This window comes from Cobetia sp. QF-1 (assembly GCF_002213105.1).
GTDB lineage: Bacteria > Pseudomonadota > Gammaproteobacteria > Pseudomonadales > Halomonadaceae > Cobetia > Cobetia crustatorum.
The window spans coordinates 21908-35524 of sequence record NZ_NBVS01000013.1 but is presented as its reverse complement, the minus strand read 5'-3'; the positions used below and the strand labels follow the sequence as shown (position 1 = coordinate 35524).

Genomic DNA, 13617 nt, shown 5'->3' with positions numbered 1-13617 from the left:
AACATGTTGCTATCAGGCGTTATGACGCTTGGCCTTCTTGTCGACCGGAGCGATCTCGCCGGACTTGATCTTGGCCAGGTACTGGCTCAGCTCGCGCTTCACGACTGGCATCAGATAGTAGAGGCCGATGACGTTGGCGATGGACATGGCGAAGATCATGGCATCGGAGAAATCGATGACCGGACCCAGGCTCATGGAAGACCCGATGACCACGAAGGAGAGGAAGATCAGCTTGTAGACGATCTCGGAGCCCTTGCCTTCACCGAACAGGTAGGTCCAGGCCTTCAGTCCGTAGTAGGACCAGGACAGCATGGTAGAGAAGGCGAACATCAATACCGCGAGGGCCAGCACATACGGGAACCACGGGAAGGCAGTCTCGAAGGCGTAGGAGGTCAACTGAACCCCCCCGAGGCCTTCGACCTGATAGGCGCCGGTGATGACGATAACCAGTGCAGTCATGGTGCAGATGACGACAGTGTCGATGAACGGCTCGAGCAGGGCAACGATCCCTTCGGTGACCGGCTGAGATGTCTTGACCGCAGAGTGAGCAATGGCAGCAGAGCCGATACCGGCTTCGTTGGAGAAGGCAGCACGCTTGAAGCCCTGGATCAGCACGCCGACGATACCGCCGCCGACTGCGACCGGTGCGAAGGCACCTTCAATGATGGCGCCGAAAGCATCCGGAATTGCACTGAAGTTGAAGCCAAGGATGACGAGCGCCGCAATGACATAGATGATCGCCATCATGGGCACCAACTTTTCGGTGACGCGAGCGATGGACTTGATACCGCCGATGATGACCATGCCGACGATGGCAGCCATCACGAGACCGAACAACCAGCCATAGCCGATCAGGAAGCTGGCATCACCGCCAGTGACGTTGACGGCCTGCTGATAGGACTGGTTGGCCTGGAACATGTTGCCGCCACCGATGGAGCCGCCGATGGCACAGATGGCGAAGAAGACTGCGAGCACCTTGCCCAGCCCCACCTTGCCATTTTCGGCGAAACCTTTGGAGAGGTAGTACATCGGGCCACCGGAGATAGAGCCATCTGCATTGACGTTGCGGTACTTCACGCCAAGGGTACATTCGCAGAACTTGGACGCCATACCGAGCAGACCGGCCAGAATCATCCAGAAGGTGGCACCCGGGCCGCCGAGCGAGACAGCTACTGCGACACCGGCAATGTTACCCAGACCAACCGTACCGGATAATGCCGTGGCGAGTGCCTGGAAGTGTGATACCTCACCTTCGTCTTTCGGATCGGTGTAGTCACCCTTGACCAGGCGAATGGCATGGCTGAACAGGCGGAACTGCACGAACCCGAAGTACAGGGTGAACACGACGGCAGCAATGATCAGCCAGCCCACGATGAGCGGGAACTGAACGCCGGCAACCGGCACGGAATAGAAGATGAAGGAGACGATCGGGTTGACGATTGGGCCAATGATGTCGCTGATGGCCTGATCCATGCCTTCAGCACGTGCAGGGCCAGCGATGAGAGCAGCCATGAAGGCTGCCATGGAGGTGGCCCAGGGGACCAGAGAACGAATTCGACTCATGAGAGGAGGCCTCGAGAAGCGTGTTGTCGTTATGGGGTGTCGGCACGTGTGCTATCAGCGTTATCTCGCCAGTGGCTGTTTTACCGTTGGTGATTTCATCAATGACAGCTTCACCAAGGACAGCTTTACCAAGGGCTAGGGCACGACAGTGACGGGAACCGATGCTTCTTGGATCAGGTGAGCGGTGACGCTGCCGAAGATGCGCGAGCGGACACTCTCGCCTTTGCGGCCAACGATGATCAGTTCGGCATTCACTTCACGTGCCAGCAGGCTCAGAATTTCGGCAGCATCGCCGTGACGAACGCGCCCTTCGACCTGATAACCCTCTTTCTCCAGTTCAGTGATGGCGGGTGCTAGTACGCGCTCGCGTGCGAGTTTGATCTCGCTTTCACGGCGCCCAGCACGCTGGGCATTCTCTTCCGGCGTGTTGAAGCTATAGGGCGACCACTCGACGACGTAACACAGAATGATGTTGGTCTCTGGCCCGATGAGGGTGGCGACCCGCTTGGCATGGGCTATGGCGCTATCGCCACCCGGTGTGCCATCCAGTCCGACAATCAGGGAGGTGGTCATGAAGGCTCTCCAGGAGCTTGCCAGCCATCGTGACGCGGCTAGCGGATTCTTGTTGAAATACCGTTCGTAGACGGTTGAATGAACTTTACTCCTCGTCACCGGCAGAAATCCCTACGTTAATAACACTTCATGAAACGATGATTAAACGAAAGGGTGTTGAGAAGCCATCGCTGCTCAGACATTTACTGCGCCTGATCATTCTTGAGCCACTGTGAACGGGGTGTGATGGTGCACAAGTTAGAGTGCGAGCGGGCCGTTATTCGGCAGGCCAGTACATCGGAACATTGCAATGAATGTGCGATAGAGAAGTGCAATCGCGGGGAGGGCCATGAAGGGGAGAGGAGGGATAAGGGAGAGAAGGCAAAGTAAAAGCGCAAGACTATCTTGCTCGGCGACCGCATCAATCACTCGCAACGGTCGTCAATGGGCGATCACTGACAAGTAGAGCAGAGGAGCGATCGCAGGAAGGGGGAGTGGGCAGCCGAGTGGTTGGGATAGCTGACCAGGTGGTCTTTCGCTACCGGGCTTACACCAGGCGCTGGTGAGTCAGATCTTGCCAAGCGGCTTCAATGGGCCATGCCAATGGTTGACGCAGGTGTTCCGGCAGCGCGATCAGTGCGGCATCGGGGCTTGCGTGTTCACGCATGCGTATCCAGCAATAGGCCCAGGCACAGGCTGCATCGCTATCATTGGGCAGAGGGTGTGCGGGCATTTGCATCAACAGAAACAACGCCGCCTTGGGCGCCCACAGTGGCGCACCACCCTCGTTGGCCCAGCTTTCCAGCATTGCACCTTCGGGGTTGGTCGAGGGTTGTCCGAGGCTGGCCACGCGTGCCGTATCGGCTAGTAGCACGGCAAGACGCTCGCTATCTCCTCGGCCATGGGTCAACCACGCGAGCAGGAGGCTGGGGAGTCCCCGTTGAGCTTGCTGGTAAAAAGTGTCTTCGGACATGCACAAAGCCTTATGCTGTAGTAAATCCACAAGAAATCGTTCTGCTCGCCGCTTGTCTGTCGACGGCAAGGCGAGCGCTATCTCACGCTACCTGTTGATAAAGGGAGAACCCGTCTTGGAATTTGATTTTCTCACCCCGATTGATCGACGCCAGTACCCTTCTCAGAAATGGGATCGTTACGCCGCAGACGTGCTGCCACTCTGGATCGCTGACATGGACTTCAGTGCTCCACCAGCAGTGACGAGAGCCTTGGCCGAACGGGTCGCCCATCCGGTGTATGGCTACGCCAAACCCTCAAGCAGCCTCGACGATAGCCTATGTGACTGGAGTCGCGAACATTATGGCTGGGAGGTGCCGCGTGATGCCATCGTCTGGCTGCCTGGTGTCGTACCGGCGCTACATATTGCCAGCCTGGCGCTGACCTCGCCGGGGGCTGGCGTGGTCACGACGACGCCGATTTATCCTCCTTTCCTGCAAGTGGCAAACAAGACGGGTCGTCTCGCTCAGATGGCACCGTTGGCAGAGCCCCTGGAGCCTGGTGGCCCGTGGCGACTGGATTTCGAGGCATTGGAGGCTGCGATCACTCCCGAGACACAGCTTTTATTGTGGTGTCATCCACATAATCCTACCGGCCGTGTCTGGGGGGAGGAAGAGCTGCTCGCGCTGGCGGAGCTGATCGAACGCCATGATCTGCTGGTGATCTCCGATGAGCTGCATGCAGACCTAGTGGTTGATCCTACGGCTCGCCATATCCCCTTGGCCAGCTTGAATGCGCGCCTGGCAGCGCGCTGTGTAACGCTGTGGGCACCGTCCAAGACCTTCAATACCGCCGGTTTGACCTTTGCTTGCGCGGTGATTACTGACCCTGCTGTGCGGGAGCGCTTTACCAGCGCTGCACGAGGCCTGATGCCGGACACCAATGTGTTGGGGATGGTCGCCACTGAAGCAGCATGGCGCGAAGGTGAACCTTGGCGGCAACAGCTGCTGGAAGTGCTGCGCGATAACCTTGATCTGCTGGAATCCTATGTCGCACGTTGGGAGGGGGTGAGCATGTCGCGCCCAGAGGCAACCTATCTTGCATGGTTGGATGTACGTCAGGCAGGGCTGGGAGACTCACCGCAACAGGCGCTGATTGATGAGTGTGATGTCGCCTTGTCAGATGGTGCTGACTTTGGCTGGCCGGGGTTTGTGCGCTTGAACTACGGCACTACGCGACGGCAACTGGAGCAAGCGTTACTGCAGATGGATGAGCGGCTAGCGACTCAAGAGCGGTGATGTCGAGGATATGATCTGGGTCACGTCTTTGAGGTATTGCGCATCTCTTGCTTGAATTGATAATCATTATCGTTAAGTCTGTTGTGAGGCTGCTCGAAACGAGCGGCTGTCATTCAGGAGATAGAGCGATGATGCGCGAGATTTCAGCAGAGAGCGGGCAAGGATCTGTCTGGCGAGAGGTTGTCGAGCGTGCTGCCTGCCGTCAGTGGTGCTATCAGGGCGGCTGTCTGCGACTGGCTCACCAAGCCAGCGCTGCTCTTGAGGATTCACCTGTGGAGCCGGGAATCCACTTTCCTCTGACGATACAGCAGGCGCGGGCGCGACCATCGCTGCTCAAGGGCTGGTCTCGCCATCGCACATAGCCAGAGAGCGGCCAGTAGGTCTCAAGGCAATAGGGTCGGCATATCGAAAAGCCCCATGGACAGTACATGTCTATGGGGCTTTTGCGTGTTTGATAGCCGCTAGCGCCGCAATATCAGCACCCTGGTATCAATATTGATCTACCAATGGGGCCCTCAATACATCAGGGCGAACAACTGGCGGCGGAAGCGCACTGTCAGCTCATGCGTCGCACCGAGAGCATCGAAGACGCGTAACAGTGTCTTGCGCGCTAGGTCTTCACCGTACTGACGATCAGTTTTGACCAGACTAATCAGGGCATCCAGCGCCAGCTCGTAATGACCATCAGCCAGATCGCGCATCGCGCGCTGATAGCGAGCTTCACTGTCATTTCGTTCGATCATCGACTGAACGGCTTCGGGCGTCGGTGCTTCGGAGATGAAGTCGATACGAGCGCGCACACCGCGTGCTTTTGCGCCATCACGATCTTCCGGCTTCAGGGAGTCGAGCAGCTGACGGGCTTCTTCTCCGTTGCCTTCGGCCACGAGAACAGAGGCGAGATTGATACGATATTCCGGTACGTCCGGCGCATCCTGTGCAAGTTGCTGATACAGCGCCTTGGCAGTGTCGAGATCACCGTTCTCCAGTGCTTGGGCCGCTTGATCTGACTGGTTCGGGCCGCCACCCGCCGCAGGCAATACCTGATGCTGAGCGAGGAATGTGGTGATTTCTGCTTCCGACAGCGCCTGGGTGAAGTTGCCAGACAGGGAACCTTGCATCACCAGCTTGACGTCCGGTACCGATTGCACGCCCAGCTGAGCGGCGATGTCACGGTTGTCCTCGACATTCAGCTTGGCGAGGATAAAGCCACCGGCATATTCCCGTGCCAGCTTCTCCAGTACCGGTGTCAGTGCCAGGCAGGACTCGCTCGACGGTGACCAGCAGTCAAGCAGCACCGGTACCTGCATGGAGGCTTCCAGTACCTGCTGCAGATTGCTCATGTCGACATCAATGATATAGGTGTTGGCATCCTCCGCCTGTCGGGGAGCTGCTGTGTCGCCAGCACCTACAATGCCTTCTGGCTGGGCCGCAGTGGTGTCATTTCCGGTCAATGGCTTGCCGGTATTGGGATCAATGATCATGAGACATGCCCCGAAGATTCTGTATGCGATTCAAGGCTCGCAAGCGAGCCGGTTGGCCTGATGATGCGGGCCGTCGCAGCGGAGTTCAAGGTGCTCGCCCACAAGAGGCAGGCATTGGCCTCTCAGGGCATCAGGCTTTCGCCTGCCAATGAGGCGATACAGGCGATCTCATTCTCGTTTAGTGGCATCACGGAAAGGCGTGCGCGCCTCACCAGGTGACTCTCGGCCATTGATGGGGCGGCCTTGATACGAGAAAGGGGAAGGGTGGTAGAGAGCGGGCGCAGATAAGCAAGGCGCGGTGCCAGCCAGCGGGGTGGCTTTCCCGCCTCTAGATCAGCGACGTGGCGAGGGTCAAAGCCTGCGTGATCAGGATGGCTGGCAGTCGGGTCAGGCAGTGCAATCTCACTGACGACGGCTAGCCCCACTATTGCGGGCACCTTGCAGCTGGAATGCTGGATAAGCACTACGTCGCCGCAGCGCATTTCACGTAGAAAGTTGCGTGCTTGATAGTTGCGAACCCCATCCCATAGCGCGGGAGACTCACGACGTAGATCTTCCAGAGAGAAGGTGTCGGGCTCCGTCTTGACTAGCCAATGGCGCATGCGAGACTCCCTGCAAGGAAAATGGTGTCTGAAGATTCTCGCATGCTACCGCGCTGGACATGTTTTTTTGTGCGCATACGAAAAAGGCCTGATGCATAAGCATCAGGCCTTTCGAATTCTTGGTAGCGGGGACCGGATTTGAACCGATGACCTTCGGGTTATGAGCCCGACGAGCTACCAGACTGCTCCACCCCGCAACACTAGATACTGCTTTTGCTCCAACTCTCTGACGCATCAGAAGTTGGTAGCGGGAACCGGATTTGAACCGATGACCTTCGGGTTATGAGCCCGACGAGCTACCAGACTGCTCCATCCCGCAACATCACGTTGTTCCCAAGAGCCTGAAAATACTGACTCTTCAATGGTAGCGGGGACCGGATTTGAACCGATGACCTTCGGGTTATGAGCCCGACGAGCTACCAGACTGCTCCACCCCGCATCAACGTGTGGCGTATTATAAGGATATACAGTGATAGGTCAACCGTTATCCCGTAATTGGCGGAAAGACTTTCCTCTGAGTGAGTGAGGGCAAACGTGCCATCGAGAAACAGGAGATAGTCGTCGTTGGATGTGAGAGATCTGCTACATACTTTCCGGCCAGATCTTGTCCATACTGGATTGTGACGCGCCTCGGACAAGGTGGTAGCCGAATGCGTTGAGCGCACGGTTGTCATCACGCTGTCGGGGGAGGGTCGTTATTGTCGTTATTACCGAGACAGCAGACTGCCTGGGGGGCGGGTTGCTGTCCGGGAACATGCCATGCTGTGTCCGGCAACGGATACAGGACGTTCCAGGAACAGGGAGTTACAACACCATGACGCAAACAGCACCCGTTGCATGGGTTACCGGCGGTACTGGAGGTATTGGTTCCGCTATCTGTCGTGAGCTGGCGAGTCAGGGGTATCAGGTCATCGCCGGGTATAGGAACAAGGAAAAGGCAGAGGGCTGGCTAGCTGAGCAGCATGCTGCCGGGTTCGAGAACATCGCGCTCTCTGGCATCGAGCTGGACAACTTCGAGGCCTGCCAGGCTGGCGTCAATGAAATCCGTGAGCGTTTCGGGTCGATCTCTGTGCTAGTCAATTGCGCAGGTATCACGCGTGACACCACATTGCGCAAGATGAGCTATGAGCAGTGGCGTGAAGTCATCAACTGCAATCTCGATAGCGTCTTCAATACTTGCCGTGCTGTCATCAATGACATGCTGGAGCACAAGTATGGCCGCATCGTGAACATTTCTTCCATCAATGGCCGCAAGGGACAGTTTGGTCAGGTGAACTACTCGGCTGCCAAAGCTGGCATGCACGGCTTGACGATGGCATTGGCGCAGGAAACCGCAACCAAGAACATCACCGTCAACACGCTGTCGCCGGGCTATATCGCCACCGACATGATCATGAAAATTCCAGAAGAGATTCGCGAGTCCATCCGCGAAGCTATCCCGGTCAAGCGTTACGGTACCCCGGAAGAGATCGCTCGTGCCGTCGTCTTCCTGGCTGACGAAAAATCAGGGTTCATCACTGGCGCCAACCTGGATATCAATGGTGGCCAGTTCATGGGCTGAGACGAAGCTCGCGCTATTTTCGCGCTGGTGCGTCTCGTACTCATTCGGCTCACGTTCATGAGGCTGGAGAGTACACTTGCCAGGGTATGTTGATTGATTTCCAATGGAGGAGGTTTCCTCCACATTGAAAGAAGCCCCTACCTCTTACGAGGCGGGGGGCTTCTTTTGTATCGCGCTACTTAGTAGTCAAGCTAGCAGTCAAGACAGTCATTTACCCCAGCGACCAGGCAGCGGAGCCGTCAGTGGTTGAACAGCGCATCGAAGCGCGGTAGCTCGGTTTGCCAGGCATCCCAATCCAGAGGGCCATTGGCGAGCAGGGCATCAAGCACTTCGTCCAGCTCTTCTTCACGCTCCATGCGTTCACCCAGCTGCTGGTTGATGCGTGCGACCTGGACGGTCAGGCGGCGCGATTCATCTTCCGTTCCCAGTGATGCCTCGAACAGGATGGCCAGATGCACTCGTAGCTCAGCCAGGCGCTCGTTGGCAGCGCTACAGTTGCTTGGTTCAGCCCGACGCATCTGATTACGTGCTGCGTTGGCCTGACGGCTGTTGTCGTCGAATGCTGAAGTGTTCGGCAGCTCAACATCGCTGATGTCACCACGCTTGGCGCTGGCATCGGCGACAGCGTGCTGCTCCAGCAGATCACGCCATTGCTGCCATTCTTCGAGCAGCTGCACGGCATGCAGCTCGTCCAGACGTTGTTCGCGGCGCTTGAGGATGCCGTTCCAGCGGCGACGCATACCGTCACCACGCTTACCGCGCGGTAGCGCGCCAAGGCTATCGGCTTCTTTCAGCGCATCGTCGAGCTGCGCAGCGTCTTCGAGCGTCTCGGGCTCCCAGCTGTCGAGGCGTTCGATCAGTGCCTGCCACTGCTCGAGGCGGACTTGCTCGCGGCTGTCACGATCTTCGCGGTCTTGATCGCGGGCAGCGAAAATACGATCACAGGCTGCACGGAAGGCTGTCCACAGGCGTTGCTCCTCGCCTTTGGGGGCACGGCCCAGCTCACGCCACTGGGTTTGCAGTGTCTTGGCCTGCTCGGCCCGCGGGCGGGCGGGCGAATCTTCATCAGCCAGTGCCTCTGCCGCTTCTACCAGTGCTTGCTTGGCGGCGGCAATCTGCCCGGCGCGGCTATCGATCAAGCCCTGTAGAGCGGTGAGTGCTTCACCGAAACGATGCGACAGCTGGCGTCCAGGGCCTGCTGGTACCGGTGTGTGGCGGCGCCATTCCTCACGCGCGCGATCACGAATCTGGCGCAGAGAGTCTGGGTCAGCATCCTCCATGGCGTGGCCATTCAGGGATTCCAGCTGCTCGCAGAGTGACTGGCGCATGGCCAGATTATGCTCACGTGCCTGTTTGCGAGTCTCGCGGTAGTCGCTGAGGCGCTGCTTTATCGCATCGGACGCGGTGCGGAAGGCTTGGCTTGCGTCGCGTGTCGCAGCGGCATCGCCCAGCTCGCGCCATTGCTGGATCAGCAATTGGTGCTGACGGTCACGCTGCTCATCGCTGACGTCGTCGCGCTCGGCCAATGTGGTGATGGCATCCAGCAGCTGTTCACGCTTCGGCGCCGCGACGAAGTTCTGCCAGTCACGTAGCTCTGCGACACGTGCCCCGAGCTGGCGCAGGCGTGCTTGGCGAGGGGCATCCAGTTTGCCCTCGGTACGATCGCGCAGAGAACGATGCAGTCGGCTGGCTGGCTTGAGCTTGCCTGCGTCGAGCTGGGCTTCCAGCGTATCAATCTCAGCGTCGAGCGCAGCGGCATCGAGTGCTGAGTTCGCTGCTTTGTCGGCTGCTGATGGCTGTGCTTCGTCACCATCACCCTGGACTGCTTCCGATTCTATGGGAGCGGCATTGGCCAGTGCCTCTTGCAGAGCAAAGAGACTTGCCGTCATCGTTAGATCTGATGGCCAGGCGACTTCGCGCTCAAGCCGCATCATCTGCTCGAGATCGTTATCGATCAGTGCGGCGTCAAGTTCGACTTGACACAACTGATGGCGATGCCAGGCATCCAGCGGGCTCTGCAGCTGTTGCTGCAGGCGCTGATGTTGCTCGAGCAATTCGGTAGGGGCCGAGAACTGGTCGGTTAGCTCGCGCCAACGCTCGCCCTGCAGGCGGCGTTGGGCCTGCAGGCTGGCGAAATCATGGTCATTGATGCGTTCGCGACTATTCAGGTCATCTCTCGCATGCGTCAGGGCGGTCAGAATTTCCGTCAGATGCGTGCTCAGATTGGCACTCAGGCGTTCATGTTCACGGATGGCTTGCTCACGTGCTTCATGATCGCTGATGACCTTGTAAGCCTGCTGGCGGGCCTCTTCGAAGCGCTGCTGAGGAGTGTGCTCGGCAGCAGGTAGGCGTTCCCACTCGCGCAGCAGTGAGCGATAGCGGGATGGCACGCTATCTTCCCACGCTTGGCGGGGTAGCTTTTCCATCTGGCGCAGCAGATTGTCACGGCTGACGGCGAGGGCATCAGCTTCCTGCGCATCAGCGCGGCGGCGCGCCAGGGTGTCACGTGCCTGGCGCTGTACATGACGATCACGCTTGGCATCACGTACAAGGCGCTCAAGGCCGGCCTGGCTTGTGATGCGTGCCGCTGCTGCATGGCGTACGGCCGCAATGGTGTTGTGGCACGCCTGCTGGATCAGCACTTCTTCATCGTCGATGCGTGCCAGTGCTGTCAGACGCAATTGCTGGTTGTCGCCACGCGCGGCGACAGCCGACAGCAATTCGCTGTCTTCCAGGCGTTCCACCAGTTGCTCGCGGCTCAGCAGCGAGGGGGCATCCTGCCCGCCACTCAGTAGCTCGACCAAGCGCTCGCGAACCAAGCCATCAGCACGATCCAGCAGCGGTAACAGGCGCTCGGGCGTCTGCATGCGTGTTAGAGCGGCATGGCGCACTTCGAGAGCGGAATCGTTGAGTATCAACGTTTCCAGAATCTTGCGCTGTTCCGGGATATCAGGATCAAGTTGATCAGTGGCAGCAGCGCGAATGGTGGGGTTTGCATGTTGCCAGCGAGGCGTGAACAGGCGGCCAGTGAGGCGGGAAAGCAGTCCGGTCATGAGAGAGCGGTTATCCAGGCAAAAATAGAGGGGCGCAACAACAGCCGGTCACGAATACAGGCATGGAAAGGTAAGGCCGATATTGATTCCGGGGTGACGGCGCATGAATTTCGTCACCTCACTATCTTACCAGTCGCAGACCCCTATTGTGTGCTCCTGAGTGTGGATGAATGTGCCTGATTGGCTCGACAAGGCGCCATACGCGACATCACGGGCCACGTGACGCATCATGGTCACGACAATAGTGATGAACGTCGTGGCCTCGCGACACCTGACAGGGTCGCTTGCTGGCCGTATCATCAGTTGCAGCACTGTGTCAGCTCACATAGCTTTGTTACCCAGAGCTTTGTTATTCAGAGTATGTGATACAGCGCTGTGTCATGTGCGGGTGAGAGCTATGTTATCCAAGTGGCCTTCTTCTTCGGGATGCCATCCGGAGGATGCATCGGGCTTCACGTGCATCATCAAGAGTGTCGAAGGGCTTCGATACTCATTACGCAACCCGGAGTCAGGTCATGAGTCTCAGTACGGACAGGGCCCCTCAGGCCTTCATCTTCAAGGGCGGGATGCTGCCGATGACGGTTATGGAGCTGGTCAGTGGCGACCCGGAGCAGATCCGAGCCCAGCTGGCCAGCAAGCTCAGTCAGTCGCCGGCATTTTTTCAACATACGCCGGTGGTGCTGAGCGTCGAAAAACTCGACGAGCCGCATCTGGCATTGGAGCGTATTTGCGCCGTGTGTCGTGGCCATAAGCTACTGCCGGTGGCTGTCCGTGGCGGCGGTGACCCGGTGCGTCAGTCGGCTTGGGCATTGGGGTTGGGCTGGTTCCCGCCACAGGAAAGCCGCGGTCGCACACTAGAATCCGTGCCGCCGGTTGCTGAACCCGTGGCTGAAGCTGCTAGCGCCATCGAACCTGAGCCCGAGGCAGAACCTGTTCATGCCAGTAAAGTGTTCCGCGGCACGGTGCGCTCTGGCCAGCAGATCAGTGCCTCTGATGGTGATCTGGTCATTATCGGTGCGGTGAATGCTGGGGCCGAGATTCTGGCGGCAGGCAGTGTGCATATTTATGGGGCATTGCGTGGCCGCGCGTTAGCCGGTATCCACGGCGATCGCAATGCCAGCATTTATTGCAAAGAACTGCATGCCGAGCTGCTCTCGGTCGCCGGTACCTACAAGCGCCTCGATGACATTGATAACCGCTTACTGGGCGCCAGCGTCGAAGTAGTGCTTGAACACGATCAGCTCTGCATCGCACGGCTCAACTGATAGAGCGATGGCCGCTGATGGTAGTTCGCGGCCCGTCGAGCATCTTTTGGCATTGGTGCTAGCACAATCGTTTCGCGCACGATCGTTGTTCATAAGATCTTTGATTCATACGCGATCACGCGTGAAACGAATCCTCATATTTACAGGCGATCCCCGCGCTGCGGGGGACTCTCAGCAAGGAAGATACCTTTGGCCAAGATTATCGTAGTGACGTCAGGCAAGGGCGGGGTTGGCAAGACGACTAGCGCCGCCGCTATTGCCACTGGACTGGCTCTGCGCGGCAACAAGACGGTCGTGATAGATTTCGATGTGGGTCTGCGTAATTTGGACCTGATCATGGGTTGCGAGCGTCGCGTGGTCTACGACCTGGTGAACGTCATCCAGGGCGAAGCCAACCTTAAGCAGGCCCTGATTCGCGACAAGCGCATCGACAATCTGCACATCCTGCCGGCCTCTCAGACCCGCGACAAGGATGCGCTGACTCAGGAGGGCGTCGAGAAGATACTGATCGCTCTGCGCGAAGACTTCGATTACGTCATCTGTGACTCCCCCGCAGGTATCGAGCGCGGTGCTCAGTTGGCGATGTACTTCGCTGATGAAGCTGTCGTGGTTACCAATCCGGAAGTCAGCTCAGTACGTGACTCCGATCGGATCATCGGTCTGCTGTCGTCCAAGACCCGCAGGGCAGAGATCGGCGAGTCACCGGTCGTCGAGCACCTGTTGATCACTCGTTATCATCCGGCGCGTGTGACCGGTGGCGATATGCTGAATTTGACGGACATCCAGGAAATCCTGTCGATTCCTCTGATTGGCTTGATTCCAGAATCTGACGCCGTGCTGCGTGCTTCCAACCAGGGGGTGCCGGTAACACACGACCAGAAAAGCGATGCCGGTCAGGCGTATGTGGATTGCGTCTCTCGTCTATTGGGCGAGGAAGTGCCACTGCGCTTCCATGAGATAGAGAAGCGCAGCCTACTGGCCAGAATGTTCGGAGGGGGCCGCAAGTGAAATTACTGGATTTTCTGAAGCGAGAGCGCAAGAAGACCGCCAATGTCGCCAAGGAGCGGCTCCAGATCATCGTTGCGCATCAACGTAGTCAGCGTGACCAGCCGGATTACATGCCGATGCTGGAACGTGAGCTGCTAGAAGTGATCCGCAAGTATGTTCAGGTCGATCAAGATGCCATCAACATCTCCCTTGACCGAGAAGACGACTGCTCGGTACTGGAGCTGAATGTCACGCTGCCGCGCCCCGGTGAGAAAAACTGATCGGCGACGCCTTGTATCACGTC

The 13617-nt window shown here is 58.1% G+C and carries 13 protein-coding genes and 3 tRNA genes; 7 read left to right on the top strand and 9 right to left on the bottom strand.

Annotated features, from left to right (window positions below; genetic code table 11):
* Nucleotides 1-12: 12 nt before the first annotated feature.
* Nucleotides 13-1563 (bottom strand): sodium:alanine symporter family protein, encoded by a 1551-nt coding sequence (locus CFN46_RS16730; RefSeq protein WP_024952863.1) that lies wholly within the window; start codon nt 1561-1563, stop codon nt 13-15.
* On the opposite strand from CFN46_RS16730, the gene CFN46_RS17610 reads away from it, so the two are divergent.
* The gene (locus CFN46_RS17610) at nt 1562-1702 is read left to right on the top strand and encodes a hypothetical protein (protein ID WP_176426516.1); all 141 of its coding nucleotides are present in this window, start codon (nt 1562-1564) and stop codon (nt 1700-1702) included. The genes CFN46_RS16730 and CFN46_RS17610 overlap by 2 nt on opposite strands.
* On the opposite strand, the gene CFN46_RS16720 is transcribed toward CFN46_RS17610, so the two are convergent.
* On the bottom strand, nt 1699-2136 hold the full coding sequence (locus CFN46_RS16720; RefSeq protein ID WP_024952862.1) for a universal stress protein: 438 nt from the start codon (nt 2134-2136) through the stop codon (nt 1699-1701). The genes CFN46_RS17610 and CFN46_RS16720 overlap by 4 nt on opposite strands.
* 526 nt (nt 2137-2662) lie before the next feature.
* Complete coding sequence (locus CFN46_RS16715) at nt 2663-3088, bottom strand: hypothetical protein (RefSeq protein ID WP_088744190.1); 426 nt, start codon at nt 3086-3088, stop codon at nt 2663-2665.
* A 115-nt stretch (nt 3089-3203) separates the two neighbouring features.
* On the opposite strand from CFN46_RS16715, the gene CFN46_RS16710 reads away from it, so the two are divergent.
* Nucleotides 3204-4364 (top strand): MalY/PatB family protein, encoded by a 1161-nt coding sequence (locus tag CFN46_RS16710; protein ID WP_088744189.1) that lies wholly within the window; start codon nt 3204-3206, stop codon nt 4362-4364.
* Between the two features lie 128 nt (nt 4365-4492).
* Nucleotides 4493-4726, top strand: coding sequence for a hypothetical protein (locus CFN46_RS16705; protein WP_024952861.1), 234 nt, complete (start codon nt 4493-4495; stop codon nt 4724-4726).
* A gap of 153 nt (nt 4727-4879) precedes the next feature.
* Here the strand turns inward: CFN46_RS16705 and CFN46_RS16700 are convergent, their stop codons facing one another.
* The 5 genes from CFN46_RS16700 to CFN46_RS16680 form a co-directional block, all read right to left on the bottom strand.
* Nucleotides 4880-5845, bottom strand: a complete 966-nt coding sequence (locus CFN46_RS16700) for a tetratricopeptide repeat protein (protein WP_088744188.1) — start codon at nt 5843-5845, stop codon at nt 4880-4882.
* Nucleotides 5846-5967: 122 nt separating this feature from the next.
* On the bottom strand, nt 5968-6447 hold the full coding sequence (locus CFN46_RS16695; protein ID WP_088744187.1) for an EVE domain-containing protein: 480 nt from the start codon (nt 6445-6447) through the stop codon (nt 5968-5970).
* A gap of 120 nt (nt 6448-6567) precedes the next feature.
* Nucleotides 6568-6644, bottom strand: a tRNA-Met gene (locus tag CFN46_RS16690).
* A 45-nt stretch (nt 6645-6689) separates the two neighbouring features.
* Nucleotides 6690-6766: transfer RNA gene (locus CFN46_RS16685), tRNA-Met, on the bottom strand.
* A 43-nt stretch (nt 6767-6809) separates the two neighbouring features.
* Nucleotides 6810-6886: transfer RNA gene (locus CFN46_RS16680), tRNA-Met, on the bottom strand.
* Between the two features lie 375 nt (nt 6887-7261).
* Between CFN46_RS16680 and phbB the strand changes: the two genes are divergently transcribed.
* Nucleotides 7262-8008: an acetoacetyl-CoA reductase gene (gene phbB, locus CFN46_RS16675; protein WP_024953031.1), complete on the top strand. Its 747-nt coding sequence runs from the start codon at nt 7262-7264 to the stop codon at nt 8006-8008.
* 239 nt (nt 8009-8247) lie between these two features.
* Here phbB and CFN46_RS16670 read toward each other — a convergent pair whose 3' ends face one another.
* On the bottom strand, nt 8248-11061 hold the full coding sequence (locus CFN46_RS16670; RefSeq protein WP_024953032.1) for a DUF349 domain-containing protein: 2814 nt from the start codon (nt 11059-11061) through the stop codon (nt 8248-8250).
* A 515-nt stretch (nt 11062-11576) separates the two neighbouring features.
* Here CFN46_RS16670 and minC point away from each other — a divergent pair.
* From minC to minE, 3 genes are all read left to right on the top strand, one after another.
* Nucleotides 11577-12326: a septum site-determining protein MinC gene (gene minC, locus CFN46_RS16665; protein WP_024953033.1), complete on the top strand. Its 750-nt coding sequence runs from the start codon at nt 11577-11579 to the stop codon at nt 12324-12326.
* A gap of 189 nt (nt 12327-12515) precedes the next feature.
* Nucleotides 12516-13334 (top strand): septum site-determining protein MinD, encoded by an 819-nt coding sequence (gene minD, locus CFN46_RS16660; RefSeq protein WP_024953034.1) that lies wholly within the window; start codon nt 12516-12518, stop codon nt 13332-13334.
* On the top strand, nt 13331-13594 hold the full coding sequence (minE, locus tag CFN46_RS16655) for a cell division topological specificity factor MinE (protein ID WP_024953035.1): 264 nt from the start codon (nt 13331-13333) through the stop codon (nt 13592-13594). The genes minD and minE overlap by 4 nt, the downstream gene beginning before the upstream one ends.
* The last annotated feature ends 23 nt before the right edge of the window (nt 13595-13617 follow it).